The organism is Lentzea xinjiangensis, from assembly GCF_900110955.1.
Taxonomy (GTDB): Bacteria; Actinomycetota; Actinomycetes; order Mycobacteriales; family Pseudonocardiaceae; genus Lentzea; species Lentzea xinjiangensis.
Genome location: NZ_FOFR01000008.1, coordinates 1 through 25,169 on the forward strand (window position 1 = coordinate 1; position 25,169 = coordinate 25,169).

A 25,169-nucleotide genomic window follows, 5' to 3' on the forward strand; every position below is an offset into this window, starting at 1 on the left:
GGCCCGTGGTGTGCCGATCGACTGCGTGGGGTTGCAGGCGCATCTGACCAACACCGCGCCGTCGGACATGCAGGCCAACATCCAGCGGTTCGCGGATCTGGGTGTGGATGTGCAGATCACCGAGCTCGACATCGCCGGTGCGAACCAGGCCAACGCCTACGGCGCGGTGACCAGGGCGTGTCTGGCGGTGGCCCGGTGCACCGGTATCACGGTGTGGGGCATCCGCGACAGCGACTCCTGGCGCACGGGTGAGAACCCGTTGCTGTTCACCAGCTCCGGCGCCAAGAAGCCCGCCTACACCGCCGTGCTGGACGCCCTCAACGCAGGCGGACCCGGCCCCACCACGACCACGACGACCACCACGACGACGAGCAACGGTCCCGGACCCGGCGGCTGCACCGCGACGGTGTCGCTGAACCAGTGGGGCGACGGGTTCGTCGCCACGGTCAAGGTCGCCGCGGGGTCGAGCGCCCTGCGCGGCTGGAGCGTGGCCACCACGTTGCCGAACGGCACCGTGACCAACTCGTGGAACGCGAACCGCAGCGGCACCAATGGAACCGTCACCTGGTCCAATGTGGACTTCAACGGCTCCGTGCCCGCCGGCGGGTCCACCGAGTTCGGCTTCCAGGGCACCGGAAGCGGCTCCGGCCTGAACCCGGCCTGCACCGCGAGCTGACGCTTCCGCACCGCACGACGGACGGGCGGGCCCCGCGGATCGGACGACACGTCCGCCGCGGGCGCCGGCCTGGCGGGGCGGGCGGTGACCGCCCCGCTCCGGAGCTGATCGTGACCGCCACCGGTTCCACCGCCGCGAACTCCTGGCGGACCTCCTCCACCCTGTCCGGCGGCCAGGCCCTGCCCTGGAGCCGGAACGGGCGTCCACCCAGCGAGCAGACGAGGTCACCATGACCACCACGAACTTCCACGCCCAACTCCCACCGGCGCAGGCCGGCTCCGCGCGTCCGGCCGCCGGAAACCCGGTCACCACGCCGACCGGCACCATGTGCGGTGCGTCGTGAACGCCCGCACCCGCCTGGACGGCTTCAGCCTCGCCGGAATCATCGCGACCGCGCTGGTGCTGATCGCGGCCGTCGCGCTGTCGTTCGTGCCCCAGCCGGCGCTCGCCGCGTCCCTGGTCCGGGTGACGAACTTCGGCACCAACCCGACCGGCCTGAACATGTACGTCTACGCCCCCGACAACGTCGCGGCGCGGCCCGCTCTGCTCGTGATGGTGCACTACTGCACCGGATCGGCGAGCGCGGTGCACAACGGCGGTGGGCGCGACTTCGTCACCGCCGCCGACCGGAACGGGTACGTGATCGTCTACCCGGAGGCCACGCGGGAGGGCCGCTGCTTCGACGTGTCCACCGCGAACGCGTTGCGCCGCAACGGCGGTAGTGACTCCACCGGAATCATGTCGATGGTGTCGCACGCGCGTCAGCGCTACAACGTCGACCCGGCGCGCATTGTCGTCGCGGGCATCTCGTCCGGCGCGATGATGACCAACGTGCTGGCCGCGCAGTACCCGGACGTGTTCAGCGCCGGATCGGCCTTCGCCGGTGTCCCGGCCGGCTGTTTCGCCACGACCGACGGCTCGCTGTGGAACAGCCAGTGCTCGGGCGGAACGCTGCTGAAGACCCCGCAGCAGTGGGGCGACCAGGCGAGGGCCATGTACCCCGGCTACACCGGCCGCTACCCGCGGATGCAGCTGTGGCACGGCACCAACGACACCACCCTGGCCTACCCGAACTTCGGCGAGGCGCTCGACCAGTGGACGAACGTGCACGGGGTGAGCAGGACACCCGTGAGCACCGACCAGCCGCAGCCGAACTGGACCCGCACCCGGTACGGCGCGACCGGCGCCGCGGCGGTCGTCGAGGGAATCAGCGCCCAGGGCACCGGGCACGACGTGCCGACCGCCGGGATGGTCGGCCACGCCATCACCTTCCTCGGCCTGGACCGCCCGCCGACGACCACCACGACCACCACGACAACGACCACCACCACCACCACCACCACCACCACCACTCCGCCGCCGTCCCAGGGCTGCTCGGTCAAGACCTCGGTCAGCGCCTGGAACACCGGTCTGACCGAGACGATCAGCATCACCAACACCTCGCCGACGGCGGTGAACGGCTGGGAGCTGCAGTTCACGCTGCCCGGCGGGCATACCATCACGGGCGGCTGGAGTGCCGGCTACTCCCCCACCACCGGCCAGGTGACCGCCCGGAACGTCGACTACAACGCGAACATCCAGCCGGGCACCCAGGTGTCCATCGGCTTCCAGGCCACGCACACGGGCAACAGCGCGCCCGCGGACGGCTTCACGCTCAACGGCGTGCGGTGCACCGTGGTCTGACAGGCACACCATTGGAGGACGGCCATGCCCGATCTGAACCGCCGGCAGCTCATGAGGCTGGGAGCGGGTGTGGCGCTGACGCGGGCGGGGTGGACGGCCGGCCCCGCCTCCGCGGACGTGCGCGCGCCCGCCGACCTGTCGCTGTGGTACGACCGGCCCGCCGGGACCGACTGGTTGCGCGCACTGCCGGTCGGCAACGGCCGCCTCGGCGCGATGGTGTTCGGCAACACCGACACCGAACGCCTCCAGCTCAACGAGGACACGGTCTGGGCGGGCGGCCCGCACGACTACAGCAACCCGCGGGGCGCCGGCGCCCTCGCCGAGATCCGCCGGCTGGTGTTCGCCGGCCAGTGGACGCAGGCGCAGTCGTTGATCGACCAGACGATGCTGGGCAGCCCGGCCGGGCAGATGGCCTACCAGCCGGTGGGCGACCTGCGGCTGACGCTGCCGTCCGCGACGGCGTCCGGTTACCAGCGGTGGCTGGACCTCACGACCGCGACGACGGTCACGACCTACACCGCGAACAACGTGCGCTTCCGCCGCGAGGTGTTCGCGAGCGCGCCGGACCAGGTGATCGTGGTGCGCCTGACTGCGGAGACGCCCGGCTCGATCTCGTTCACCGCAGCCTTCAGCTCACCGCAGCGCACCACCACGTCCAGCGCGGACTCGGCGACGATCGCGCTGGAGGGCGTCTCCGGCACGCACCGCGGCATCGCCGGCGCGGTGCGCTTCCTCGCGCTGGCGAGGGCGGTCGCCGAGGGCGGCACCGTCACGAGCTCCGGCGGGACGCTGCGGGTCGCCGGCGCGAACGCGGTGACGCTGCTGGTCTCCATCGGCACCGGCTACGTCGACTTCCGCACGGTCAACGGCGACCACCAGGGCATCGCCCGCACCCGCCTGACGGCCGCCCACGCCCTCTCCCACGACGCGCTGCGCGCCCGCCACGTCGCGGACTACCAGGCCCTGTTCGGGCGCGTGTCGCTGGACCTCGGGCGCACGGCGGCGGCCGACCAGCCGACCGACGTCCGGATCTCCCGGCACTCCGGCACGAACGACCCGCAGTTCTCCGCGCTGCTGTTCCAGTACGGCCGCTACCTGTTGATCTCGTCGTCCCGCCCCGGCACGCAACCGGCGAACCTGCAGGGCATCTGGAACGACCAGATGAGCCCGTCCTGGGACTCGAAGTACACGATCAACGCCAACCTGCCGATGAACTACTGGCCGGCGGACACCACCAACCTCGGCGAGTGCTTCCAGCCGGTGTTCCGCATGATCAACGACCTCACCGTGACGGGCGCCCGCACCGCGCAGGCGCAGTACAACGCCCGCGGCTGGGTCACCCACCACAACACCGACGCCTGGCGCGGCGCCTCGGTCGTCGACTTCGCCGCGGCGGGGATGTGGCAGACGGGCGGGGCGTGGCTCTCGACGCTGATCTGGGACCACTACCTGTTCACCGGTGACCTCGGTTTCCTGCGCACGTACTACCCGGCGCTCAAGGGCTGCGCGCAGTTCTTCCTCGACACGCTCGTCACCGAGCCGAGCCTCGGCCACCTCGTCACCAACCCGTCCAACTCGCCGGAGCTCAACCACCACGCGAACGCGAGCGTCTGCGCCGGGCCGACGATGGACATGCAGATCCTGCGGGACCTGTTCGACGGCTGCGCGAGCGCGTCCGAGGTGCTGGGCGTCGACGCCGACTTCCGCACGCAGGTGCGGACGGCCCGGCAGCGGCTCGCCCCGACGCGGATCGGGGCACGGGGCAACGTGATGGAGTGGCTGCACGACTGGACGGAGACCGAGCCGAACCACCGGCACGTCTCGCACCTCTACGGCCTGCACCCGAGCAACCAGATCACCAGGCGCGGCACCCCCCAGTTGCACGCCGCGGCCCGCCGCACCCTGGAGCTGCGCGGCGACGCGGGCACCGGGTGGTCGCTCGCCTGGAAGATCAACTTCTGGGCGCGGCTGGAGGAGGGTGCCAGGGCGCACCAGCTCCTCCGGTCGCTCGTGACGACGGAGCGCCTGGCGCCCAACATGTTCGACCTGCACCCGCCGTTCCAGATCGACGGCAACTTCGGCGCGACCTCCGGCATCGCGGAGATGCTCCTGCACAGCCACAACGGCGAGCTGCACGTCCTGCCGGCGCTGCCACCGGCCTGGCCGGCGGGCAGCGTCACCGGCCTGCGGGGACGCGGCGGCCACACCGTCGGTGCGACCTGGAGCGCCGACGGCTCCGTCAGCCTGTCCGTGACGCCGGACCGCGACGGCACCGTCCGGATCAGGAACCGGGTCTTCACCGGCACGTTCGAGCTGCGGGACACGTCGGCCGGCACCGCGGTCCAGCCGACCAGGCCGGAGCCCGACGTCGTCGCGTTCCCCGTCCTCGCCGGACACACTTACCAGGCGACGGGCCGGGGATCGGGCACACCGGTCCTGCCCGGCGTCCACTACCGGCTCGTCGCCCGGCACAGCGGGAAGGTCGCCGACATCAGCGGCGTGTCGACCGCACCCGGTGCGCTGCTGCAGCAGTGGTCCCCGACCGGCGGGCAGAACCAGCAGTTCGACTTCGTCGACGCCGGCGGCGGGTACCACCGCGTCCGCGCCCGGCACAGCGGCCTGGTGGTCCAGGCCGCGAGCCAGGCCAGCGGAGCGGACGTCACCCAGCAGCCCGACACCGGCTCGGCCGCCGCGCAGTGGCGGGTGGTCGACCACGGCGGCGGGGTGGTCAGCCTGGTCAACAGGCAGAGCGGCCTCGCGCTGGACGTCTGGGAGGCCTCGGCCGCCGACGGCGCCCGGATGTCCCAGTGGACGGTGACCGGCGCCGACCACCAGCGCTTCCAACTCCAACCGGTCTGACGCCGTTCCGCCCCGCGCTCGGCGTGGACGGGTGTTCTCGCCGGAGCTGGCCCCGGTCGTGGCGGCGGCGGGTGGTCTGTCGGTCGGCCGGGGCGGGTCGCTCACGACGTCACGGCCAAGCCCTTCGGTCGCCCCCCGACGGCGTCCGGCCTCGCGCCACTCACGACCTCACGGCCAAGCCCTCCGCCAACGCCGCGATGTCCTCCGGTCCCGTCCGGCAACAACCGCCCACCAGCCGAGCACCCGCACCGACCCACTCCCGCACCGGCGGGACGAACCCGGCCCCGTCCCCGGTCCAGGACCGCCGCGCCGCGTCCCACCGCTCACCGCTGTTCGGGTACACCACCACCGGCAGCCCGGTCACCCGCCGGGCCGCGGCCACCGCGCCCGCCACGTCGCCGGGCGCACAGCAGTTCACCCCGACGGCGATCACCTCGTCGATTCCCGCCGCGACCGCGAACGCCTCCTCGAGCGGTTGTCCGGCGCACGTCCGGTCGCCGCGGGCGCTGTAGGAGAGCCAGGCGGGCACGCCGCTGCCGCGCAGCACCTCCAGCACCGCCTCGGCCTCGTCGACGTCCGGGACGGTCTCGACCGCCAGCACGTCGGGCCCTGCCTCCCAGAGCACCTCGAGACGCCTGCGGTGGAACTCGACCAGCTCCCGCCGGGTCAGGCCGTAGCGGCCGCGGTACTCCGAGCCGTCCGCCAGCACGGCACCGTACGGTCCGATCGACGCCGCCACCCAGCGCTGACCATCCACATCGGACGCGGCGGACCTGGCGAGCGCCACGCTCGACCGCAGCAGGCGCTCCGCCTCGGTGTCGCCGATCCCCCGGTGCGCGAAGCCGGCGAAGCTCGCCTGGTAGCTCGCGGTGATGGCGACCTCGGCGCCGGCCCGGTAGTAGGCGAGGTGCGCCGCGCGCACGGCGCCGGGGTCGGTGAGCAGCAACCGGGCCGACCACAGCTCGTCGGAGAGGTCGTGCCCGGCGAGCTCCAGCACGGTGGACATGCCGCCGTCGAGCACCACCGTCCCGCGTGCCAGAGCGTCCGCCAGTTCCACGCCGGCGAGTTTACGGCCCGGCCACGATGAGGGGAGGAGTGCGCGAGAGCCGCTCCGCCGTAGGTCGCGCACTCCTCCAGGACGATCTTCGGGACGCGGTGGCCCGGTGCGCGCCGCATTTCCGCACCTGGCCTCGTGTCCCCGCGACCGCCCGTCTCGTCCCGGCCCGCCGGGAGCGGGCCGGTCAGCCCGTCGCGCCGCGGTGAGCGGCGGGGTCCGGGGTGCTCGCCCGCCTCGACAGCCGGGGTGGCAGCAGCACCAGCGGTGGCGGCTGCTTGCCCTCCAGCTTGGCGACGAGCAGGTCGACGGCGTGCCTGCCAAGCTCCTCCGCGGGCAACCGCACCGAGGTGAGCAGCGGCGAGGTCTGCTCGGCCAGCTCGTCCGGGCAGATCGCGACCACGGCGACGTCGCCGGGGACCTGGCGGCCGGCCGCGCGCAGGCAGCCGACGATCCAGCCGAGCGCGGCCTCGTTGTGCACCACCAGCGCCGTCATCGACGGGTGCGCGCGGACGAGGGCCTTGGTCGCCCTGAGCACCGAGTCGTGGTCGCCCTCGACGGACAGCGCCGTCGCCGCCACTCCCCTGCGCATCGCCGCCGCGCTGAAGCCGTTCATCGTCCGGTGGGCGAAGCCGGTGCCGCGCCGGTACACCGCGCTCGGCGCGCCGAGGAAACCGATGGAGCGGTGGCCGAGGTCGGCGAGGTGGTCGACGCACTTCGCGCCCGCCGCCTCGAAGTCCAGGTCCACGCAGGTGAGTCCCCGCGCGGCCGCCGGGTGTCCGATGAGGACGGAGGGTTTGGAGAGCTGCCGGAGCAACGGCACCCGGTCGTCGTCCATCTCCACGTCCATCACGAGGAAACCGTCGACCTGGGCGCTGTTCGCCGCCCGGCGCAGGCCCGCCGCGCCGTCGTCCGCGGTCATCAGCAACAGGTCCATGTCGTACCTGCGCGCGGTCGTGACGGCGGCGGTGACGAAGCGCATCACCGCCGGCAGGTGCGTGCCGGCCCGCAGCGGCAGCACCAGCCCGATCACGTTCGTCCGGCCGGCCGACAGCGCGCGGTCCGAGGCGTGCGGCTGGTACCCCAGCGCCCTGATGCTCTCCCGGACCCGCGACTTCGTGTCCGCGGAGATCGACCGCTTGCCCGTCAACACGTAGGAGACCGTGCTCGGGGCGACCCCGGCATGCCGTGCCACGTCCGCGATGGTGACCACACAGCCTCCCTTCCCGCTTGCACTGATCGAGCGTGCCGACACCATAGGAAGCGCCTTCTGACTACATCAAGTGTTATGTGCGCGTTAACATTGCGCAGTTCAGGTGGTCCAGACGAATTTGGGAGCGTCTGGAAACTTGCCCGACGGAAACCACAGCAGGTCAGGGAGAGCAGGCCCACGCGGCGTGGCCTCGCAGAACGGGGCCAGCCGCATGGGCACGCTCACATCCTCATGCTCAGAGCGCCGGGTAGGCGTTGCGCATGAGCTCCTGGAACTGCGCGGAGAACCACTTGCCGGACAACGGGGCGTCCGGCAGCGCACCCGACATGTTGTTGCCGTTGCGGATGTTGCCGGTGTAGGTCGGGTCGCACATCTTGTCGGCGCCCTTGCCCTCGGTGTTCGGGATCTCCTTGCTCGCGCCGTCGGACTCGCCCGGGGGCTTCATCCACACGTACGCGTCGATGCCCGGCTCCGGCGCCGCCTTCGGGCGCTCGCCCAGGCCGGCCCCGGACTGATTGCACCAGTTGCCGAGGTGGATGCGGCGGTCCAGCTTGCCGCCGTTGACGTAGGCGTCCACGTTCGTCGTGGGGCCGGGGCCCGTCGGACGGGCACTGCCGCCCCAGCCGTTGCGGCTGGTGTCGATCAGCATGCCGACGTTCGCGTCGAAGCCCGCCTGCACGGCCCGCTGGCGGAACGCCTGCGCGTAGGACAGCTCGTCGACGTAGCGGTTCCAGTCCACCCACTTCGACTGGCGGACCGACGTGCCGTTCACCGAGTCCTCGATCTTGAAGTAGGGCTCCTTCAACGCGCCGTAGTTCGCGGTGTTGGCGATGAAGCCCTGCACGTTCGCCTTCGTGCTGCCGGAGGCGTTCGCCGCCTGGAACAGCAGCTCGGCGGTGGCGCCGAAGTTGTCGTCCCAGCCGATCCAGCCGTGGTGGCCGATGTCGAGGTAGTTGTAGACGTTCGGCACCGCACCCAGCTTCGCGAGCGCGTAGCCGACACCGGTGACGTAGTTGCCGTTCGCCTTCATCACGTCGCACGCCGCCACAGCGGTCGGGCGCGGCGTCACGTTGGTGATCAGGTTCGGCAGCGAGTCGATCTCCACCGTCGTCACGATCCGCAGGTCCTTGTACGCGGGCCTGGCGAAGATCTCGGCGATCGGGTCGATGTACTCGGTCTTGTAGCGGTCGATCTCGGTGGGCTTGAGCTCACCGTTCGACGCCAGCGCCGAGCAGTCGCGACCGGGCAGGTTGTAGATCACCACCTGGATGACGAGCGGTGAGCCCGCCGCCTGGCGCACCGCCTCGTCCAGGTGTCCGACCAGACCGCGGGAGTCGACCGTGCCCGCGATGGCCGCGATGCGGTCCATCCACACACCGGTCGGCTGGTTCGCGATGCGGCTGCCACCGGGCTCGGCGTTCGCCTTGGCCGCCCAGTCCGGGTTCACGTACTGCTTCGCGCCCACGTACGGGTTGTCGACCTTGCCGGGGCCAGGACCGTTGGACGTGGTCGTGGTCGTGGTCGTCGTGGTCGTCGTCGTGGTCGTCGGCCCGACGTCACCGGTGCACGTGGTGCCGTTCAGGGTGAACGTCGACGGGTTGGCGTCGTTGGTGCCGGCGCCGCTGCCGTTGAAGCCGATGTCGATGGAGGCGCCGGTGCCCAGGTTGCCGTTCCACGACATGCTCGTCGCGGTCACGTCCGCACCCGACTGCGACCAGTTCGCGCTCCACCCCTGTGCGACGCGCTGGCTGCCGGGGAAGCTGAACTTGAGGGTCCAGCCGCCCGACACGGCGTCACCCAGGTTGGTGATCTTCACCGAGGCACCGAACTGACCTCCACCCCAGCTGTTCGCCTTGTAGTCCACACGGCAACCAGGTGCGGCGCCCGCGGGTGCGCTGAGCGCCACCCCGAACGTCGCCACGGCGGTGGCGACCGCGACACCCGCCGCAGCCCACCGCCTTTGTCCGTTGAGCCTCATTGCTCCGGATCTCCTGTCTTCAATGGTGTTTGATCGGGATGAGTGAACACGCGGTGGGCGTGCACTCGAGTCTGTTCAGTCCCAGGTACTCCATGCCCTCCGAACCCGTCAGCGCGAAGCCGTCCCCGAAGGCGAGGTCCGGGTCGCCCCGGACCTCGCCCTTCGCGAGCGCCGTCCGCCAGGCCTGTTCCAGTCCTGGCCGCAGGACCAGCAGCCCGAGCCGTTCGTACGGCTCCTTGGTGCAGGTCCCCCACTCCGCGATGTACGGCGCGTAGACCTTGGCGCGCACCGGACCGGCGAACTCCGCGAAGTCCTCGTCCCGCCGGACCGTCGCGCACTCGTCGGTCAGCCGGTGCAGCCAGGCGGCGATGCCGTCGACTCCCCTGCTGAGGTCCGGGGTGGGTTCGGCGCGCCCGACGAGGAGGGCGAACGCGACCGAACCCACCACCAGGAGGGCGAGCAGTGCCCTCATCACCGGACGGCGCACGCCGAACCGTTGAGCGAGAAGGACGTCGGGTTGGCCGGTGCGGCCGATGTCGTCGTCGCGTTGAACCCGAACGACGCGGTGCCGCCGGGTGCCAGGTCCGCGTTGTACGACACGCCCTTCGCGGTGGCCTTCCCGTCCGCGACCGTGATGGTCGACGACCAGGCCTGCGTGAGCTGCTGGCCTGCCGGGAAGTCCCACACGAGCTGCCACGCGCGGATCGCTTCGGTGCCGCTGTTGGACACCGTCACGTTCGCGGTGAAGCCCCCGCTCCACGTGCTCGGCCGCGCGTAGGTCACGGTGCAGGAACCACCGGCACCGCCGCCGTCGGTGGTTCTGACCGCGACGCCCGGCGACGCTGTGGAAGCGTTGCCCGCGGCATCCGTCGCGACCACGGTGAAGGAGTAGTCGGTGTTCGGGCTCAGCCCGCTCACCGTCACCGAGTTCGTGGCCGAGGTGGCGACGACCTGGTCACCGCGGTAGACGCGGTAGGAGGTCACGCCCTGGTCGTCCGTCGAGGCCGGCCACTCGAGCCGCACCGAGCTGCTGGTGACAGCGGACGCGACCGGCGTGCCGGGCGTCGACGGCGGACGGGTGTCCGGCGTACCGGTGCCACCGCCGAAGACGACGTCCGAGCAGCTGTAGAACGCCTCGGGGCTGTCCGAGCGCTGCCACAGCGAGTAGATGATGTGCCGGCCCGTCTTGTTGGGCAACCGGGCCTGCCACGCGTACTCACCGTTGGCCAGCGGCGGGTTCGTCACCTTGTCGAACGGCACGGACTCGAGGTCCGACCACTTGAGCGGCTTCGTCGGGTCGTAGCCGTCCTTGGTGACGTACTGCTCCCAGGTGCCGGGGTGCGGCGCCCACGCGTTGTACCGGAACGTCACCGTGGAGTTCGCCTGCACCTGCGTCGCGGGCCAGTCGGCACGGGCGAGGTTGTAGGCGGCGAACTTCGTGGTGGGTCCGCACAGGCTGCCGTCGGGCACGATCTCCCGGTGGCGTCCGGCGGCGTTGCTGATCAGGTTGCCGAACCAGTCCCACAACGGCTGCTTCCCGCCCTGCGCGACGGCCGCGACACACGCCGGGTTGGTGGGGTTGAGGTCACCGCCACCGCCGCCGGCTCGGCCGTCCTCGTAGCAGAGGTAGGTGCGGCTACCGGGCCAGACCATCGACCCGTGCGCGACCGCCGTGCCACCGGTGTGCACGAGGACCGCACCGGTCGTCGCGGCGACGAGCACGAGTGCTGCCAGGCGTTTTCTCATCTCGCTACTCCTCACCCGTAGAGCTCTGCGTGCAGGGCGAACGCGGTGGCGATCTCGGCCTGCGCCCAGAAGCGGTGGTAGGTGAACGTGGGTGCCGGTCCGCCGTCCAGGTAGGCCTGGACCTTCGGCCACTGCGGGTCGTTGCGGAACATGGACCGCATCGACAGGAACGACGAGCCCTGCCCGATCTGGTCGCCGTTCGGCATCTTGCCGGTCCAGCCCGGCGGCACGTACGGGCCTTCGCCGTTCGCGGCGTTGTAGACGTCGTCGAACCGGTTGTAGTCCGTGCGGGTCTCCGGCGTCGTGATGCCGAGGCTGTCCTGGTGCGCGAGCAACCCGGTCAGCAGTGCCTCACCCGTGGCCTTGGCCTGGGCGTTGCCCGACTTCGCCGCGTAGTTCAGCAGCACCTTGGCGTACGACGCGGCCACACCGACGTCCTGGCTGTGGTTGAGCACGCGCACCCGCAGGTTCGCGTTCGCGCCGGGGTTGGTGGCGTTCCACGTGTCCGGGGCTCCGGTCCACTCGAGGTCCGAGGGGATCCGGAAGTCCGTGCCGGTCGTGGTGTTCGCGATCGCCCACGGCACCCACTTGTCGAGGATCTTCTTGGCGCGCGCGTCACCGGTCATCTGGTACAGCGCCGCCGTGCGCTCGATGCCCCACACCTGGAAGCCGAACCACCGGTTGCTCGGCGGGTCGCGCCACACCGGGTGGGCGTCGTAGTACATGCCGTAGAACGTCGGCGTGCCCGCGGGAGGCGAGGCGTACTGGCCCTCCCAGCTGTTCGTGACACCGCCGGCCAGACCGCCGTCGGCCGACTGCAGCCACTGCAGCATCTCGAGCTGGCGGTCGAGGCTCGTCGCCCAGTCCTGCTGCCCGGTGGCGGACAACGGCTTGAGCGCGGGCACCTTCGACAACGCGTACGCCGCCAACGGGTTCTGGTAACCCTGGTGCGAGGCACCGTCACCGATGCGCCACGCCCAACCGGCGGACGTGTCGGTCGCACCGCCCCACGCGTAGTACCAGGACATCAGGTAGTGCGCGCTGTTCTTGCCGGTCGCGCCGGGGCACGACGAGGGGCTGTTGCAGTTGCCGATGCGCTTGAAGTACTTGTCGAACATGGCGTACCGCAGGTAGTCGCCCATCTTCGCGGACTTGCCGATCTCGCTGGCGATGTCCCCGGCCTTGCCCTGGGCCGTGGCCCACTGCTGGGCGAGCAGTGCCACCTGCACCACGCGGGCGTCCGCGTCCGGTGCGTTGGTGTACTTCCACTGCTTGGCGTAGGACGAGTCCTTGGTGAACAGGTCCAGGAAGCCGTTGGGGCCACCGTGCTTGAAGGTGTCGCACGAGGGCTGCGGGATCGTCTCCCACACCGACTCCGACGAGCCGCGCTGGTAGGTGTTGATGTACGCGGGAGCCGTCGTGCCGTCACCGCACCGGCCGAAGCCGTAGGTGTTGTCGACGTCGATCAGCCAGTGCATGCCGTAGACGTCCGACGTGCCGTACGCGGACTTCAGCTCTCCCGCGATCGGGTCCTGGCCCACCGGAACGGTGCCGTCCAGCGTCGACGGGTAGGCGTCCATCCTGGGGTGCTCGGGCGCGTAGGTCGCCGGCTTCGACGGGTCGTACTTGTCGTTGGTCGGCTGGTCGGCCTTCGCCGGGATGATGTACTTCTCCATCGACGCGAACGCGGACTTGAACGGCGCCCAGTCACCGGTGACGCGGCCGTAGCTCGCCTCCAGCCACAGGTAGTAGCTGAACGCCTCGGACGTGGTCTGGTGACCGTGGTCCGGTGCCTCCACCATCAGCGTCTCGACCGAGTGGTACGGCACGAGCAGGTCGCCGAACTTGCGGAAGTAGCCGCTCGCCGGGTCCTTGATCTTGTTGTACTGGTCGAGGAACGCCTTGTTGAAGTCCGAGGTGGACGGGTCGAGCTCCTTGACCGTCACGGTCGCCGGGTTGTGGCCGGAGGCCGACGCGGTGAACGTCGCGGTCCCGAGCTCACCGCCGTTGCCCGCCGACGTCACCGTCACCGTCTGCTTCGCGGTGCCGGAGAGCGTGAACGTCGCCGGGGTCGCCGTCAGGTCCGCGCTGCCGCTGCGCGCGATCGTGACGGTGACGGGCTGGCTCGGTGCCGTGGCGAGCGAGACGTCGAACGTCGCCGTCTGGCCCTGCTTGACCGACACCGTGCTCGGTGACGCCAGGACCGCGGGTCCGGACAGCACCTTGACCGCCGCCGGCGCCGAGGTCGTGACAGCCCCGCGGTTGTCCGTGGCCCGCGCCGTGATGCTGTGGTCACCGGCCGGTGCCGACGTCCACGTGCCGCTGAACGGCGCGCTGGTGTCCGTCGCGATGAGCTGGTCGCCGGCGTAGAAGTCGACCTTCGCCACCGTGCCGTCGCTGTCCTGCGCGGCCGCCTCCAGCGGGATCTGCGCGGGAAGGGTGTAGGTGCCGCCGCTGGTGGGCGCGGTCAGCGCCACGGACGGTGCCTGGTTGGGACCGGTGCAGGACACGCCGTTCACGGCGAAGTCCGTCGGTGGCCGGTTCGTCGAGCCCTTGGTGCCGTTGAACCCGACCTGCGCCGTGCCACCCGAGGGCAGCGCACGCGCCCAGTCGGGGTTGGTCACGGTCACGACGGCGCCGTTCTGCGTGAAGCCGCCGTTCCAGCCCTGGCTGACGCGTTGCCCGTCGGGGAACGTCCAGGTCAGGTTCCAGCCGTTCAGCGCATCGCCGTCGTTGCGGATCGACACAGCAGCGCCGAATCCGTTGTTCCACTCGTTGGTGACCTGATAGGTGACGGTGCAGGCCGCCGCGGCAGGTGCCGCCACGGCGGGTACCCCGCCGGTCAGCACCACCGCCACGACCGTCAACGCCAGTGTTCGTCGAGTCATGCCGCCGCCCTCTCGACAACTGGGAGCGCTCCCAGAGTTCACAGCACTGTAACGCGGGCCACATCCGCCAACCGGCCCCAGGTGCAGCGACTCTTGAACTGAACGGCGGCGCAGATTCGGCCATGTGGCTCCATGAGCACTCGTCTTCCAGTTCCTCTTACTGCTCTCTTCGAGTGGAATTCTGGGAGCGGTCCCAGACGGCGACGGGGGCGTCCCGGCCACCCGGGACGCCCCCTGGGCACGTCAGCCGCGACCGGCTCCCGCACCGGCCGTGACCACGCTCTTCACGCTGCTCGCGCTGTCGAGCGGGTACGAGTAGGGCAGGCTCTTCACCGAGCCGCCCTGGTCACCCGTTCCCGAGTTGACGAAGTGGTTGTTGCGCGCCACGAGCGACCCACCGGGCGAACTGCCCTCACCCCGGTGGAACGGGTCCTCGGTGTTCTCGAAGTAGTTGCCTTCGACGAGGACGCCGGCCTCGACGGTCGACGCGACGCCGTAGTCGGTCACACCGCCGTAATAGTTGTTGTAGACGTGCACCGGGTTGCCGAAGCGCACCCGCGGGTGGCGCTGCTGCGTGCCGTCGAACCAGTTGTGGTGGTAGGTCACCCGGAGCTTGCCGCGGTCCTCCGAGCCGTTGCCGTCGCTGTGGCCCAGCAGCATCGTCTTGTTGTGACTGGTGAACTTGTTCCAGGACACCGTGACGTAGTCGGAGGCCCGCTTGACGTCGACAGCGCCGTCATAACCGTTGGAGAAGGTGTTGTGGTCGATCCAGACGCGGGTCGAGTACTGGACGTTGACCGCGTCGTCACCCCAGCTCCGGAAGTTCAGGTTTCGCACGATCACGTTCGAGGCGTTGGAGATGTTGAGACCCTGACCGGTGATCGCCGAGCTCGAGCCGACTCCCTCGATGGTCTTGTTCGAGGCGACCTTCGTCATGCTCGACAGCGAGATCGTGCCGGACACCCGCACCACGGCGGGACTCGACGACCCCACGGCCGCGACGAACGCGGACGCGGTGGTGACGGTGACCGGCGCGGCGCTGCCGCCACCGGTCGTGCCACCGCCCTGGGTGGCCCAGCCGACCAGCCCGAACGGTGCGGCGGTCGCCGGGGGAACGGACACCGCGCCGAGAACCAGCGCGACGGCGGAAATCAATGCTGCGCGTTTTGGAATCATTCAACGCTCCCAAAATGAGTGAGCGACGGTAGAACTCACACAACCAGCCGGGAACACCGGGGTCAACCAATTCGAAGATATTCGACTCGAAGGTTCGATATCGATCGACAGAAATTCTCAGCCGGGTTTCCCGCCGAAAGATAAAGCCCCGGCACCCGGCCGGGGCTTTATCACCACACTTCAAGAGTGTGAACTCCGATGTGCTCCAAATTCCAGTCGTCACCGATTCCGGGTATCACCGGCAGCGCCACGTCCCCGTTCTCGTCCAGCGGGTCGACAATGGTGTTGCGGTGGGGCGGGACCCGGTCGAAGTCGACGTGCGGGTGCAGCAGGCCCCGCTCGTACCACCGCCCGGCGTCGGTCGCGCCGAGCACGGTGAGGCTCGCCGACCCGTTGCCGTGGATCTCGCAGTCGACGTTGAACGACTCCGCGAGGTGCACCGCCTTGAGCACCGGCGTGATGCCGCCGCTGCCCGCCGGGCCGGCCCGCAGGACGTCGCACGCACCCGTGCTGATCCACTCGGCACGCGTCAGGTGCTTGCCCCACGCCACCTCCGGGCCGATCACCGGGATGTCGAGCTGATCGGCGAGCCACCGGTACGAGCTGACCGAGGCCTCCTCCATCGGCTCCTCGAACCAGTAGAAGCCCAGCTCCTGCAACGCCCTGCCGAGCCGCAGCGCCTCGGTCCGCGAGTACCAGTGGCTCGCGTCGAGCATCAGCTCGACGTCCGGCCCCACCGCCTCCCGCACCGCGCGGCACGCCTCGACGTCGCGGGAGACGCTCGGCGCGCCGGGCACCGGGGGCATCCACGTGTGCAGCTTGATCGCCCGGTAGCCCACCGCCACGAGGTGCTTCGCGAAGTCCGCGTAGTCGCCCGGCGTCGCGAGACCCGCGGTGTCACCGCACATCGTGCTGGCGTACGCGGGAACCTTGTCCCTGGCACCCCCGGCGAGCTTCCACGCGGGCAGGCCGGCCTTGCGCGCGACCAGGTCCCACAACGCGGTGTCGACGAACCCCAGCGCGCGGTCGGTGAACCCGCCGTGCGCACCGCGCTGCCGTCGCGCGAGCAGCCGCCACAGGCGTTCGCGGTCCCACGGGTCCTGACCGAGCAGCACCGGCCGCACGTGCTTGTCGAGCACCGCCGGCCGGAGCTGGTCCGGCTGGACCTGGCAGTACCCCGTGACGCCGTCGGTGTCGGTGACCTCCAGCAGCGCCTCGGTCACCTCGTGCTCCGGCGCCGGGTGCCGGTGGCCCTCGGCGTCGACCGAGGTGCACGCCGTGGTCGTGAACGTGCGCACCGCGACCCGTTCGATCACTTCCGCTTCTCCCAGTCCTGCTGGGCGGTCGTGAGCTTGGCCGCGAGCTGGTCGAGGAACTCCTGCGCGGACATCTGCCCCAGCAGCACCTTCTGGTACAGCGGTTCGGTGTCGGTCTTGGTGATCGAGGAGTACTCCGGCAGGTAGACCGGCGCGGGCACGAGCACGGTGGCCGGGTCCTCCAGCACCCCGAGCGCCATCTTCACCGCGGGATTGTTCTGAATCCACTCGGCGCCGCGCACCTCGGTGTTGGCCGGAATCTGCCCGACCTTCTCGTTCCAATAGCCGTTGCTCTCCGCCGACGTCAGGAACTCGACGAACTTCCACGCCGCTTCCTGGTTCTTGCCGCCCTTGAACACCGCGAACCCGTCGGTCGGGTTCGGCACCACCGTGCGTTTGCCGGACGGCCCCTTCGGCAACGGCATGGCACTGACGCGTTCCGGCCCGAGAGCCTTCATCACGTCCGCCGTCGAACCGAGGTTGTGGTGCATCATCGCCACCGTGCCGCCGGTGAACTGGGCGACCATCTGCGTGTAGCTGTTGTTCACGTCCGCCTCGGGCGTGGCCTTCTTGTACATCTCCGCGACCTTGCGCACGAGCTCGGCGTTGCGCGGGTCGGCGACCGTGCTCCTGCCGCCGTCGTAGAACTTGTCGATGCCCGAGTAGGAGTACGCCTCGGAGAGGAGCTGGAACACCGACCCCGCGCCGCCGCGGATGGTGAAGCCGTACTGGTTCTCGGCCGGCCTGGTCAGCTTGGTCGCCGCCGCGACCAGGTCGTCCCACGTGGCGGGCTCCGCGATCTGGTTCTCGGCGAACCGGTCCGACCGGTACCAGATCACGTCCATGTTGCCCGACGCGGGCACGGCGTAGAGCTTGCCGTCGGGCGCGGTCTGCCGCACGGTCTCCAGCAGCCCCGGCAACAGCTTGCCCTTGAGCGGACCGCTGTCCAGCCGGTCGTCGGCGGGCTCGAGCGCCCCCTGGCCCACCAGGTGCGCGAGGTAGGACGTGGTGACGCCGCCGACGTCCGGGGTCGACCCGCCGGCGATGGCCGTGTCGTACTTCTGCTGCACCGACGAGCTCGGGATGCCCACGTACTCGACCTTGACGTCGGGGTTCGCCGCCTCGAACCGCTTGATCAGCTCCTGGTAGATGGGCGTGCGGCCGGGGCCGCCGTTGTTGTCCCAGAACGTGATCGTCGTCGGGCCGCCCTGACCGGCCGAACAGCCGCCCAGCACGAGTGCGAGCGCGACCAGCAGTCGTTTCATCTCACTCCCTCATCCCTTGACCGCGCCTGCGCTCAGTCCCTGGACCAGGAACCGCTGCACCACGGCGAAAACCAGCACGACCGGCACCGCTGCGACGACTCCGCCCGCCGCGAGCGCCCCGAAGTCGGTGTTGAACTCCCCCAGCGCGTAGCTCAGCCCGACCGGCAGCGTGAACTTGTCCTGCCTGCTCGCGAACATCAGCGCGAACAGGAAGTTGTTCCAGGCGCCGATGAACGCGAACGAGCCGACGGCGACGAGCGCCGGACGAAGCTGGGGCAGCGTCACCGCGAAGAACGCGCGCAGCCGCGTGCAGCCGTCGACCATCGCGGCCTCTTCCAGCTCGACGGGGACGTTGCGCACGAACCCGCTCATCAGGATGAGCGCGAGCGGGAGCTGGAACGCGGTGTCCGCGATGATCAAGCCAGTCAGGCTGTTCAGCAGGCCGGCGCTCTTGAAGATCACGAACAGCGGGATCAGCATCATCGCGCCGGGGATGAACTGCGTGCACAGCAGCGCGAGCAGGAACACCCGCTGGCCGCGGAACTTGAAACGCGCCAGCGCGTAGCCGCCCATGAGCGCGAACACCGTGACGACCACCAGCGTGCCCAGGGCGATGATCAGGCTGTTCTGGAAGAAGAGACCGAAGCCGATGCCGTTCCACACGGTGTCGAAGTGCTCGAGCGTGATCGGCCACGGCACGAGCGCCGTCTCCCCCGCCGGGCGGAACGCGAAGACGATCATCCAGTAGAACGGGATCAGCGTGAACAGCAGGTAGAGCACCAATGGCAGGTGCAGGCGGAAGAACCGGCTCGGGTCGCGGTGCCGGCGGCGCCGGGGCGGTGCCGGCGGCGGTTCGACCGTCGTCGCCGGGCGGGTGAGTGTCTGGGTCATGCCCGGCTCCCGAACTTGGACAGCCTCAGGTAGAGGATCGAGAAGAACAGCAGGATCACGAAGCCCGCCATGGTGAGCGCCGAGCCGTAGCCGAAGTCGTGCGAGTCGACGGCTTTGCGCGCCACGTACAGGGGCAGCGTGGTGGTCTGGTTCGCGGGGCCGCCGCCGGTGAGCGTGTAGATGAGGTCGACGTTGTTGAACTCCCACACCGCGCGCAGCAACGTCGACAGCACGATCGCGTCGCGCAGGTGCGGCAGGGTGACGCTCACGAACCGGCGCCAGCGGCCGGCTCCGTCGACCGAGGCGGCCTCGTACAGGTCGTTGGGAATGGTCTGCAGGTCGGCGAGCAGCAGGATCGCGAAGAACGGCACGCCGCGCCACAGCTCGGTGACGACGGTCGCGGGGAACACCGTCGCCGGGTCGCCGAGCACCGACGTGCCGGGATCCCCGATGCCCCACTGGGCGAGCTGCTGGAAGATCCCCGTCGACGGGTTGTAGAGCAGGATCCAGATGCCGGTGGTGAGCACGCCGGACACGGCCCACGGCGAGAAGACCAGCGATCTGGCCAGCGCGCGGCCGACGAACGTCTCGTTCACGATCAACGCGAGGACCAGGCCGAGCACGAGCTGCAGGCCCACCTCGACGACGACCCACTTGGCGCTGAACACGAGGCTCTGCCAGAACAGCGGGTCGTCGAACAGCATCCGGCGGAAGTTCTCGAACCCGATGAAGCCGTTCTTCCACGGTTGCGTGACGGTGTGCTGGCGCAGGCTGAACCACCCGACGCTGGCGATCGGGTAGAGCAGGAACACCACCATCAGGAGCAGTGTCGGTGCGATCAGGGCGTAGGGCGCCCAGGTGCGGGTCCTCACGCCGGGTTCCACCCGCTCAGGTAGGCGTCCCTGGTGTGCCGCCGCGCCTGCTCGTCGCTGAGCTGGGGGCGGTCGGCGCCGGTGCCCGCGCCGGGACCGGTGTTGCGGTACTCGGCGAACCGGGCTTCCCGCCAGGGAAACCCGGACATGTCCGTCCACGGTGCCGGTTTGATCGCGGCGGGCAGCTCGGTATCGCGGACGACCACCTGGGCGACCGCGTCCGGGTCGCCGCCGGGGTGCCACGGCCTGCCGAGGAAGTAGGTGCCCGCCGGGGCGTCGCTGCGGATCTTCGAGTTGACGATCAGGAAGCCGTGCGGGTTGTCCTCGCGGGTGCTCGCGGCGGTCACGTACCCGTTGGGGTCGCGCCCGCGGTCCAGCGCCGTGATCGTGGCCCGCTCGAAGACGGCGGTCGCCCGGCCGAAGAGGAAGTCGACGTCACCGGTGATCGCGCAGTCCCGGTAGTACTGCCGGGAGCGCGTGGTCACGTCCGGGGTGTCGGCGTACAGGGTGTCCTGGTGGCTTTCGAACCGCACGCGGTCGAACAGCACCCGGTCGCCGGTCGCCTTCACCGCGACGGCCTGGGTGGCGGTGATCTCCGGGTGTGCCGCGCGGTCGAAGGAGTTGCGGAAGGTGAGGTCGCGGGCGGTGAACCCGTCCGCCGCGATGGTCGCCGTCGCACTGCCCGTCGTCCCGTGGGTGGTGCCGTCGGGTTTCTTCGTGCCGCTGGCGTTGTCGTGGTCGACCACCACGTCCTCGGCGCGTCCGGTGGCGCCGCGCAGGGTGAGGCCGCGCTTGGTCGCCGGGATCCTGACGACCTCCCGGTACACGCCCTTGGGCAGGGTGATCACGGCCCCCGGCGGTGCGGCGTCGACCGCGGCCTGCACCGTGGGGAAGCCGTGGCCGACCACGAGGTGGTGTCCCGCCGGTCGCGCCCCGGCCTCCAGGTGCCTGATCCGGCGCGCCGGTTCGAGGCCGCGGTTCAGCGTCGGCGTCCAGCCGGCGTCCGTGCCGAGGGCCTTGTCGGGGAACGCCGCGTTGTGGGCCTGCACGAGGCTGACCTCGTCGCCGTCGACCAGGTTGCCGACGTCGGTGATCGCCTTCCCGCCCCAGTTGTAGACGACCTTCTCGGGAGCGATGCCGCGGATGTAGTTGTTCTGCGCGTAGATCTGGGAGTGCACGCCGACTCCCCAGCTGTAGGTCTGCGTGCCCTCGTAGAGGTTGTTGTAGACGTGCACCTGGCCGAACCGCACGCGGGGCGCGCGTTCCTGGACGTCGCGGAAGACGTTGTGGTGCACGGAGACGCGCAACTTGCCCGGGTCGGTCGTGGAGGTGTTCGACGACCCGATGAGCATGGTCTTGCCGTGTTCGGTGAAGAGGTTGCGGGACACGGTGACGAGGTCGGAGCCGTTCGTGATGTCGAGCTGTCCGTCGTGCACCTGGTAGGGCCGGCCGAAGTACAGCGGCGCCGCGCTGTCGACGTTGGGTTCGTCGGTGAACGTGCTGTGGTCCACCCACACGTGCTCGGAGCGCTGGAGCGAAACGGAGTCGTAGAGCGAGTTCCAGTTCCCGGGCGGCGCGCCGGGGCTGTTGTCGTTGGGATCCCAGCGCGGGAAGCAGTCGTGGGTGTCGCGGAAGGTCAGGTTGCGCACGATCACGTTGCGGGCGTCGTGGATCCGCAGGCTGCCACCGGTGATCCCGGCGCCGCGGCCCACGCCGATGATCGTCGTGTCGGAGCGGACGTTCAGCGCGATGACCGCTTCCTGCTTCTTCGCCGACGCGACCCGCGCGTTCTCGAGCGGCCCCTCCGGCTCGCGTTCCCACCCCCAGACCGCCGGGTCGTACGCGGCGAGGTACCCGGCCAGCGTGTAGCCGTCGGTCGCGTAGTCGGTGCACCGCAACAGTTTCCCGTCGGCGTCAGTGTTGGCGTCGATCACTCCCCTGATCTTGATGATCCGCGGCGCCGGAGAGGCGAGCGCCGCCACGAGCTGGGCCCGCGTGCGCACCTCGTGCACGTGACCGGCGGGCGCCGCGGCCCCGCCGGTGGTGCCGGGCCCGCTCGACGCCCAGCCGTCCCCGGCAGGCAGGACCTGCCGGGCCGGGTCGTGGCCGGCGTGCGCCGGGAGGCCCACCACCCCGGTACCCGCGCAGGCCAGAACCAGCGCGCCAACGAGAAGCCGCATGACGGAATACCCTTCAGAAAGAAGAAGTTCACATTCTTGAACACCGTCCACGATCGTGAAACGGATATTACGAATGCTTCCGCCGTGCGTCAACGAGGTGAATTCATTCGACAATTCGCGGCTTTGTTCGACGGTTCTTCGAATCGAATTCCGTCGAACGGGCGAAGATGTCGATCTGTGCTTGATCGGCGCGTGCCGCGGACGGCATCCGGCCGCACGCGCCTGGGATCAGCGAGTTACCGGCTCAGCCCTTCGCAGGCGGGCGCAGCGCCGGTACGAGCGCCAGCGCGGGCAGCACCAGCAACGGCACGATGAGCAACGCCCGCAGCACACCCACCTCGTTGCCGAGCAGCCCGACGAGCGGCGGCCCGGCGAGGAACGCGGTGTACCCGATCACCGCGACCACGCTGACCCTGGCGGCCGCGCGGCCGGGGTCGTCCGCCGCCGCGCTCATCCCCACGGGGAACCCGAGCGCGGTGCCGAGCCCCCACACCGCGACGCCGGCCACCGCCACGACGAGCGAGCCGGCGAACACCGCGAGCGTCACGCCGGCGGCGGCCAGCAGCATCGTGGTGACGAGCACCGGCACCCGGCCCCAGCGGTCCAGCGCGATCGTGCCGACGATCCGGCCGAGCGTCATCGTCGTGACGAACACGCCGAACACCAGGGCGCCCGTGGCGGGGTCGATCTCGTAGCCGTCGATGAACGCCACCGCGACCCAGTCGTTCGCCGTGCCCTCGGTGAAGGCCATCACCAGCACCAGCAGTCCGACCAGCAGCGTGCGGGGTTCGCGCCAGGCGGCCAGGACCCCGCTGCCGCGGCCGTGTTCCGCCTCGCCCGCCAGCCGGTAGGTGCGCGCCGCGACCAACGTGCCGATGGCGACGACCAGCGCCACCGCCACCAGGTGCGCGGTCACCGGCAGCACGGCCCAGGCCGCGAGGGACGCCATCCCGGCGGCTGCCACGGTGCCGAGGCTCCACATGGCGTGGAAGCGCGGCATGACCGTCTTGCCGAGGGCGCGTTCGACCTCGGCGGCCTCCACGTTCATCGCCACGTCGCACAGGCCGGAGCCGTACCCGAGGACGAAGATCCCGGCCGCGGTCAGCGCCGCCGACGCCAAGGCACCGATGCCCAGTCCCGCCACGGCGAGTCCCACGGCGACCGTCACCGCCGACAGGCTCACGGTGAGCTTCGGCCCGAGCCGGTGCGTGACCTCCCCCGCGGTCAGCATCGCGAGGCACGCGCCCACCGACATGGCCAGCAGCAGCACCCCCAACGCGCCCGGCGTGAGGCCGAGCGCGTCGCGGGCGGCGGGCACGCGGGCGAACCAGGTCGCCACGGCCACGCCGTTCAGCCCGAAGGTCACCGCCACCCCCGCGGCGGCGGCTCGGACCTGGCTGCGTGGCACGGTGACTGTCATCCCGGTTCCTTTCCCGATCCCACCGAGTACACACGTGGAAGCGCTTCCACAGCAATAATGCCGAAATGACGGGAGAACGCACCGCGACGCTGGACGACGTCGCACGGGCCGCGGGCGTGTCCCGCGCGACCGCCTCACGGGTGATCACCGGCCAGGGGCCGGCCTCACCGCGGGCGCGGGACAGGGTCACCGAGGCCGTGGCGGCACTGGGCTACGTACCGGACGCCTCCGCTCGCGCACTGGTGACGCGCACCGGGACACGCCTCGCCATCGCCGTGATCGGCCACACCGCCGCCGTGCTCGACGACCCCTACGTCGGCCGCGTCCTGACGTCGGCGGCGCACGTCGCCGCCGAGCGCGAGGTCGGCGTCTCGCTGCACTGGTTGCCCTTGGCCGACCCCGGCTCCCTCGCGCGGCTCGCCGACGGCCGCGGGCTCGGGGGCCTGGTGGTGGTGAACCCGACGCGACCGGCCCTGGAGACGGTGCCGGGGACGTTGCGGGGCCGGGTCGCCGCGGTCGGGGCCGGCACGCGGCACGTGCCGTCGTTCGACGTCGACAACCGCTCCGGCACCGACGGCGTCGTGCGGCACCTCGTGCGCACCGGCAGGCGGAGGATCGCGATGGTCACCGGGCCGTCCTGGCTGCCCTGCTGCGACCGCGCCGTCGAGGCCTACCGGCAGGTGCTGCACGACAGCGGTGGCGAACCCAGGACCGTTCCCGGGGACTTCACCGCCGCCCGCGGCGCCGAGGCGGCCGCCGAGATCATGGCGCGGTGGCCGGACACCGACGGGATCTCCGCGCTCAGCGACCTCACCGCGCTCGGCGTCCTCGACGGGCTGCACGCGCTCGGTGTGCGGGTGCCGGGGGACGTGGCGGTCGCCGGGTTCGACGACATCGCGTTCGCCGGGCTCAGCCGGCCGGCGCTCACCACCAGCACGCACCCGGTGGAGGAGATCGCACAGGCGGCGGCACGCGCGGTGCTCGACCGGCTCGACCTCGGCGGGGTGACGTTCTTCCCCTCCACGCTCGTCGTGCGGGACAGCGCCTGATCACTCCACCGAGCACGGGCGGCCGTTGAGGGTGAACGCGTCCGGAACCGCGTTCTCGCCGCGCACCGAGCCGTTGAACCCGATCCGCACCGAGCCGCCCGCCGGGATCTGCGCGTTGTAGTGGACGTTCGCGGCGCTGGCGGTCGCGCCGTACTGCCGCGATGCCGCGTTCCACATCTCGGTGACGGCCTGTCCTCCCGGGAACGTCCACCGCACGTTCCACCCGCTGACCGGCGCCGCGTCGGTGTTGCGCACGGTCACGTCCGCCTGGAAGCCGCCCGGCCACTGGCCGGTGACCCGGTAGGCCACGGCACAGGTCCGCGCGGGAGGACGCGGTGGCGCGGTGGTCGTCGGGCGGGGCGCGGTCGTGGCGGGAGGCGGCGTTGTCGTCTCCGGCGATGTGGGGGCGGCGGGTGGGGCAGCGGCCTGCCCGTCGCAGGGTGGACCCCACAACCCGCGGTCGGCGGCGGCCGCCTCGACCTCGGCGGTGGGCAGCAGCCCTCCGTCGGCTCCTTCTGCCCGCAGCACGCCTTGCCGCACCGCGAGCAACGCGTAGTCCGTGCCGTCCTCCAGGGCCAGGTGCACGTCACCGGACAGGACGGGGCTGACGCGGACCGCGCTGGACACCAGGGTCGTCCTGGCGAACGAGAGCGCGTCCTCGGCCCAGCAGGGCGCGGGTGCCGCCAGTTGGGCGATGCGCACCGTTGTGCCGTCGGCCAGTTCGACCGTCCTGGCGTCGACCACGTCCCGCACGAAGTGCAGCACGCCCTGCGCCCGCGCCTGCTGGTTGACCAGGGTCGGCGGTGTCCAGGGCGTCGTGCGGCCGGGCGTGACGGGCTCCGGCGGTGCCGCCGTGCACGCTCCGCTGAGCGAAACCAGGACCACGAGCAAGCACTTGCGCAC

Annotated in this window: 18 protein-coding genes; 4 read left to right on the forward strand and 14 right to left on the reverse strand. The window is 70.7% G+C overall.

Features of this window, described 5'->3' with window-relative positions; all coding sequences use genetic code 11:
• From BMW88_RS18570 to BMW88_RS18580, 3 genes are all read left to right on the forward strand, one after another.
• Nucleotides 1-676 (forward strand): endo-1,4-beta-xylanase (locus tag BMW88_RS18570; RefSeq protein WP_177221183.1); only part of this gene is annotated, 676 nt, incomplete at its 5' end.
• Nucleotides 677-1,015: 339 nt separating this feature from the next.
• Nucleotides 1,016-2,359 carry an extracellular catalytic domain type 1 short-chain-length polyhydroxyalkanoate depolymerase gene (locus BMW88_RS18575; RefSeq protein WP_245777897.1) on the forward strand — a complete coding sequence of 448 codons (1,344 nt, stop codon included), beginning with the start codon at nucleotides 1,016-1,018 and terminating at the stop codon, nucleotides 2,357-2,359.
• Nucleotides 2,360-2,383: 24 nt separating this feature from the next.
• Nucleotides 2,384-5,218 carry a glycosyl hydrolase family 95 catalytic domain-containing protein gene (locus tag BMW88_RS18580; protein WP_089952248.1) on the forward strand — a complete coding sequence of 945 codons (2,835 nt, stop codon included), beginning with the start codon at nucleotides 2,384-2,386 and terminating at the stop codon, nucleotides 5,216-5,218.
• 160 nt (nucleotides 5,219-5,378) lie between these two features.
• Here the strand turns inward: BMW88_RS18580 and mmuM are convergent, their stop codons facing one another.
• The 13 genes from mmuM to BMW88_RS18645 form a co-directional block, all read right to left on the reverse strand.
• Nucleotides 5,379-6,275: a homocysteine S-methyltransferase gene (gene mmuM, locus BMW88_RS18585; RefSeq protein WP_281249416.1), complete on the reverse strand. Its 897-nt coding sequence runs from the start codon at nucleotides 6,273-6,275 to the stop codon at nucleotides 5,379-5,381.
• A gap of 184 nt (nucleotides 6,276-6,459) precedes the next feature.
• The gene (locus BMW88_RS18590; RefSeq protein ID WP_218148119.1) at nucleotides 6,460-7,485 is read right to left on the reverse strand and encodes a LacI family DNA-binding transcriptional regulator; all 1,026 of its coding nucleotides are present in this window, start codon (nucleotides 7,483-7,485) and stop codon (nucleotides 6,460-6,462) included.
• 235 nt (nucleotides 7,486-7,720) lie between these two features.
• Nucleotides 7,721-9,463 (reverse strand): glycoside hydrolase family 6 protein, encoded by a 1,743-nt coding sequence (locus BMW88_RS18595; protein WP_089952254.1) that lies wholly within the window; start codon nucleotides 9,461-9,463, stop codon nucleotides 7,721-7,723.
• A 19-nt stretch (nucleotides 9,464-9,482) separates the two neighbouring features.
• The gene (locus BMW88_RS18600) at nucleotides 9,483-9,935 is read right to left on the reverse strand and encodes a hypothetical protein (RefSeq protein WP_143116138.1); all 453 of its coding nucleotides are present in this window, start codon (nucleotides 9,933-9,935) and stop codon (nucleotides 9,483-9,485) included.
• Nucleotides 9,935-11,209, reverse strand: a complete 1,275-nt coding sequence (locus BMW88_RS18605; protein ID WP_089952257.1) for a lytic polysaccharide monooxygenase — start codon at nucleotides 11,207-11,209, stop codon at nucleotides 9,935-9,937. Before BMW88_RS18605 ends, BMW88_RS18600 begins: the two co-directional genes overlap by 1 nt.
• Nucleotides 11,210-11,220: 11 nt before the next feature.
• A complete protein-coding gene (locus tag BMW88_RS18610) occupies nucleotides 11,221-14,097 on the reverse strand; it encodes a glycoside hydrolase family 48 protein (protein WP_089952259.1) in 2,877 nt (958 codons plus the stop codon).
• Nucleotides 14,098-14,340: 243 nt separating this feature from the next.
• Nucleotides 14,341-15,273: a pectate lyase family protein gene (locus BMW88_RS18615; RefSeq protein WP_089952261.1), complete on the reverse strand. Its 933-nt coding sequence runs from the start codon at nucleotides 15,271-15,273 to the stop codon at nucleotides 14,341-14,343.
• 170 nt (nucleotides 15,274-15,443) lie between these two features.
• Entirely contained in the window at nucleotides 15,444-16,589 is a 1,146-nt protein-coding gene (locus BMW88_RS18620) for an enolase C-terminal domain-like protein (RefSeq protein WP_089952262.1), read from the reverse strand.
• A complete protein-coding gene (locus BMW88_RS18625) occupies nucleotides 16,586-17,854 on the reverse strand; it encodes an ABC transporter substrate-binding protein (RefSeq protein ID WP_089952264.1) in 1,269 nt (422 codons plus the stop codon). The genes BMW88_RS18620 and BMW88_RS18625 overlap by 4 nt, the downstream gene beginning before the upstream one ends.
• Before the next feature lie 9 nt (nucleotides 17,855-17,863).
• Nucleotides 17,864-18,745 carry a carbohydrate ABC transporter permease gene (locus tag BMW88_RS18630; RefSeq protein WP_089952266.1) on the reverse strand — a complete coding sequence of 294 codons (882 nt, stop codon included), beginning with the start codon at nucleotides 18,743-18,745 and terminating at the stop codon, nucleotides 17,864-17,866.
• Nucleotides 18,742-19,617, reverse strand: coding sequence for a carbohydrate ABC transporter permease (locus BMW88_RS18635; RefSeq protein WP_218148120.1), 876 nt, complete (start codon nucleotides 19,615-19,617; stop codon nucleotides 18,742-18,744). The genes BMW88_RS18630 and BMW88_RS18635 overlap by 4 nt, the downstream gene beginning before the upstream one ends.
• Nucleotides 19,614-21,797 carry a pectinesterase family protein gene (locus tag BMW88_RS43350; protein ID WP_245777898.1) on the reverse strand — a complete coding sequence of 728 codons (2,184 nt, stop codon included), beginning with the start codon at nucleotides 21,795-21,797 and terminating at the stop codon, nucleotides 19,614-19,616. The genes BMW88_RS18635 and BMW88_RS43350 overlap by 4 nt, the downstream gene beginning before the upstream one ends.
• A gap of 244 nt (nucleotides 21,798-22,041) precedes the next feature.
• Nucleotides 22,042-23,217 (reverse strand): MFS transporter, encoded by a 1,176-nt coding sequence (locus BMW88_RS18645; RefSeq protein ID WP_089952268.1) that lies wholly within the window; start codon nucleotides 23,215-23,217, stop codon nucleotides 22,042-22,044.
• Between the two features lie 65 nt (nucleotides 23,218-23,282).
• Here BMW88_RS18645 and BMW88_RS18650 point away from each other — a divergent pair, with 65 nt between their 5' ends.
• The gene (locus tag BMW88_RS18650) at nucleotides 23,283-24,266 is read left to right on the forward strand and encodes a LacI family DNA-binding transcriptional regulator (protein WP_089952270.1); all 984 of its coding nucleotides are present in this window, start codon (nucleotides 23,283-23,285) and stop codon (nucleotides 24,264-24,266) included.
• Here the strand turns inward: BMW88_RS18650 and BMW88_RS18655 are convergent, their stop codons facing one another.
• Nucleotides 24,267-25,169 carry a cellulose-binding domain-containing protein gene (locus BMW88_RS18655; protein ID WP_143116139.1) on the reverse strand — a complete coding sequence of 301 codons (903 nt, stop codon included), beginning with the start codon at nucleotides 25,167-25,169 and terminating at the stop codon, nucleotides 24,267-24,269. It abuts the gene before it with no gap.

Coding starts and splice junctions, on each gene's coding strand:
- BMW88_RS18630 (WP_089952266.1), bottom strand. CDS start 18,745: ATGACCCAGACACTCACCCGCCCGGCGACGACGGTCGAACCGCCGCCG.
- BMW88_RS18595 (WP_089952254.1), bottom strand. CDS start 9,463: ATGAGGCTCAACGGACAAAGGCGGTGGGCTGCGGCGGGTGTCGCGGTC.
- BMW88_RS43350 (WP_245777898.1), bottom strand. CDS start 21,797: ATGCGGCTTCTCGTTGGCGCGCTGGTTCTGGCCTGCGCGGGTACCGGG.
- BMW88_RS18615 (WP_089952261.1), bottom strand. CDS start 15,273: ATGATTCCAAAACGCGCAGCATTGATTTCCGCCGTCGCGCTGGTTCTC.
- BMW88_RS18600 (WP_143116138.1), bottom strand. CDS start 9,935: ATGAGGGCACTGCTCGCCCTCCTGGTGGTGGGTTCGGTCGCGTTCGCC.
- BMW88_RS18625 (WP_089952264.1), bottom strand. CDS start 17,854: ATGAAACGACTGCTGGTCGCGCTCGCACTCGTGCTGGGCGGCTGTTCG.
- BMW88_RS18650 (WP_089952270.1), top strand. CDS start 23,283: ATGACGGGAGAACGCACCGCGACGCTGGACGACGTCGCACGGGCCGCG.
- BMW88_RS18580 (WP_089952248.1), top strand. CDS start 2,384: ATGCCCGATCTGAACCGCCGGCAGCTCATGAGGCTGGGAGCGGGTGTG.
- BMW88_RS18610 (WP_089952259.1), bottom strand. CDS start 14,097: ATGACTCGACGAACACTGGCGTTGACGGTCGTGGCGGTGGTGCTGACC.
- BMW88_RS18605 (WP_089952257.1), bottom strand. CDS start 11,209: ATGAGAAAACGCCTGGCAGCACTCGTGCTCGTCGCCGCGACGACCGGT.
- BMW88_RS18645 (WP_089952268.1), bottom strand. CDS start 23,217: ATGACAGTCACCGTGCCACGCAGCCAGGTCCGAGCCGCCGCCGCGGGG.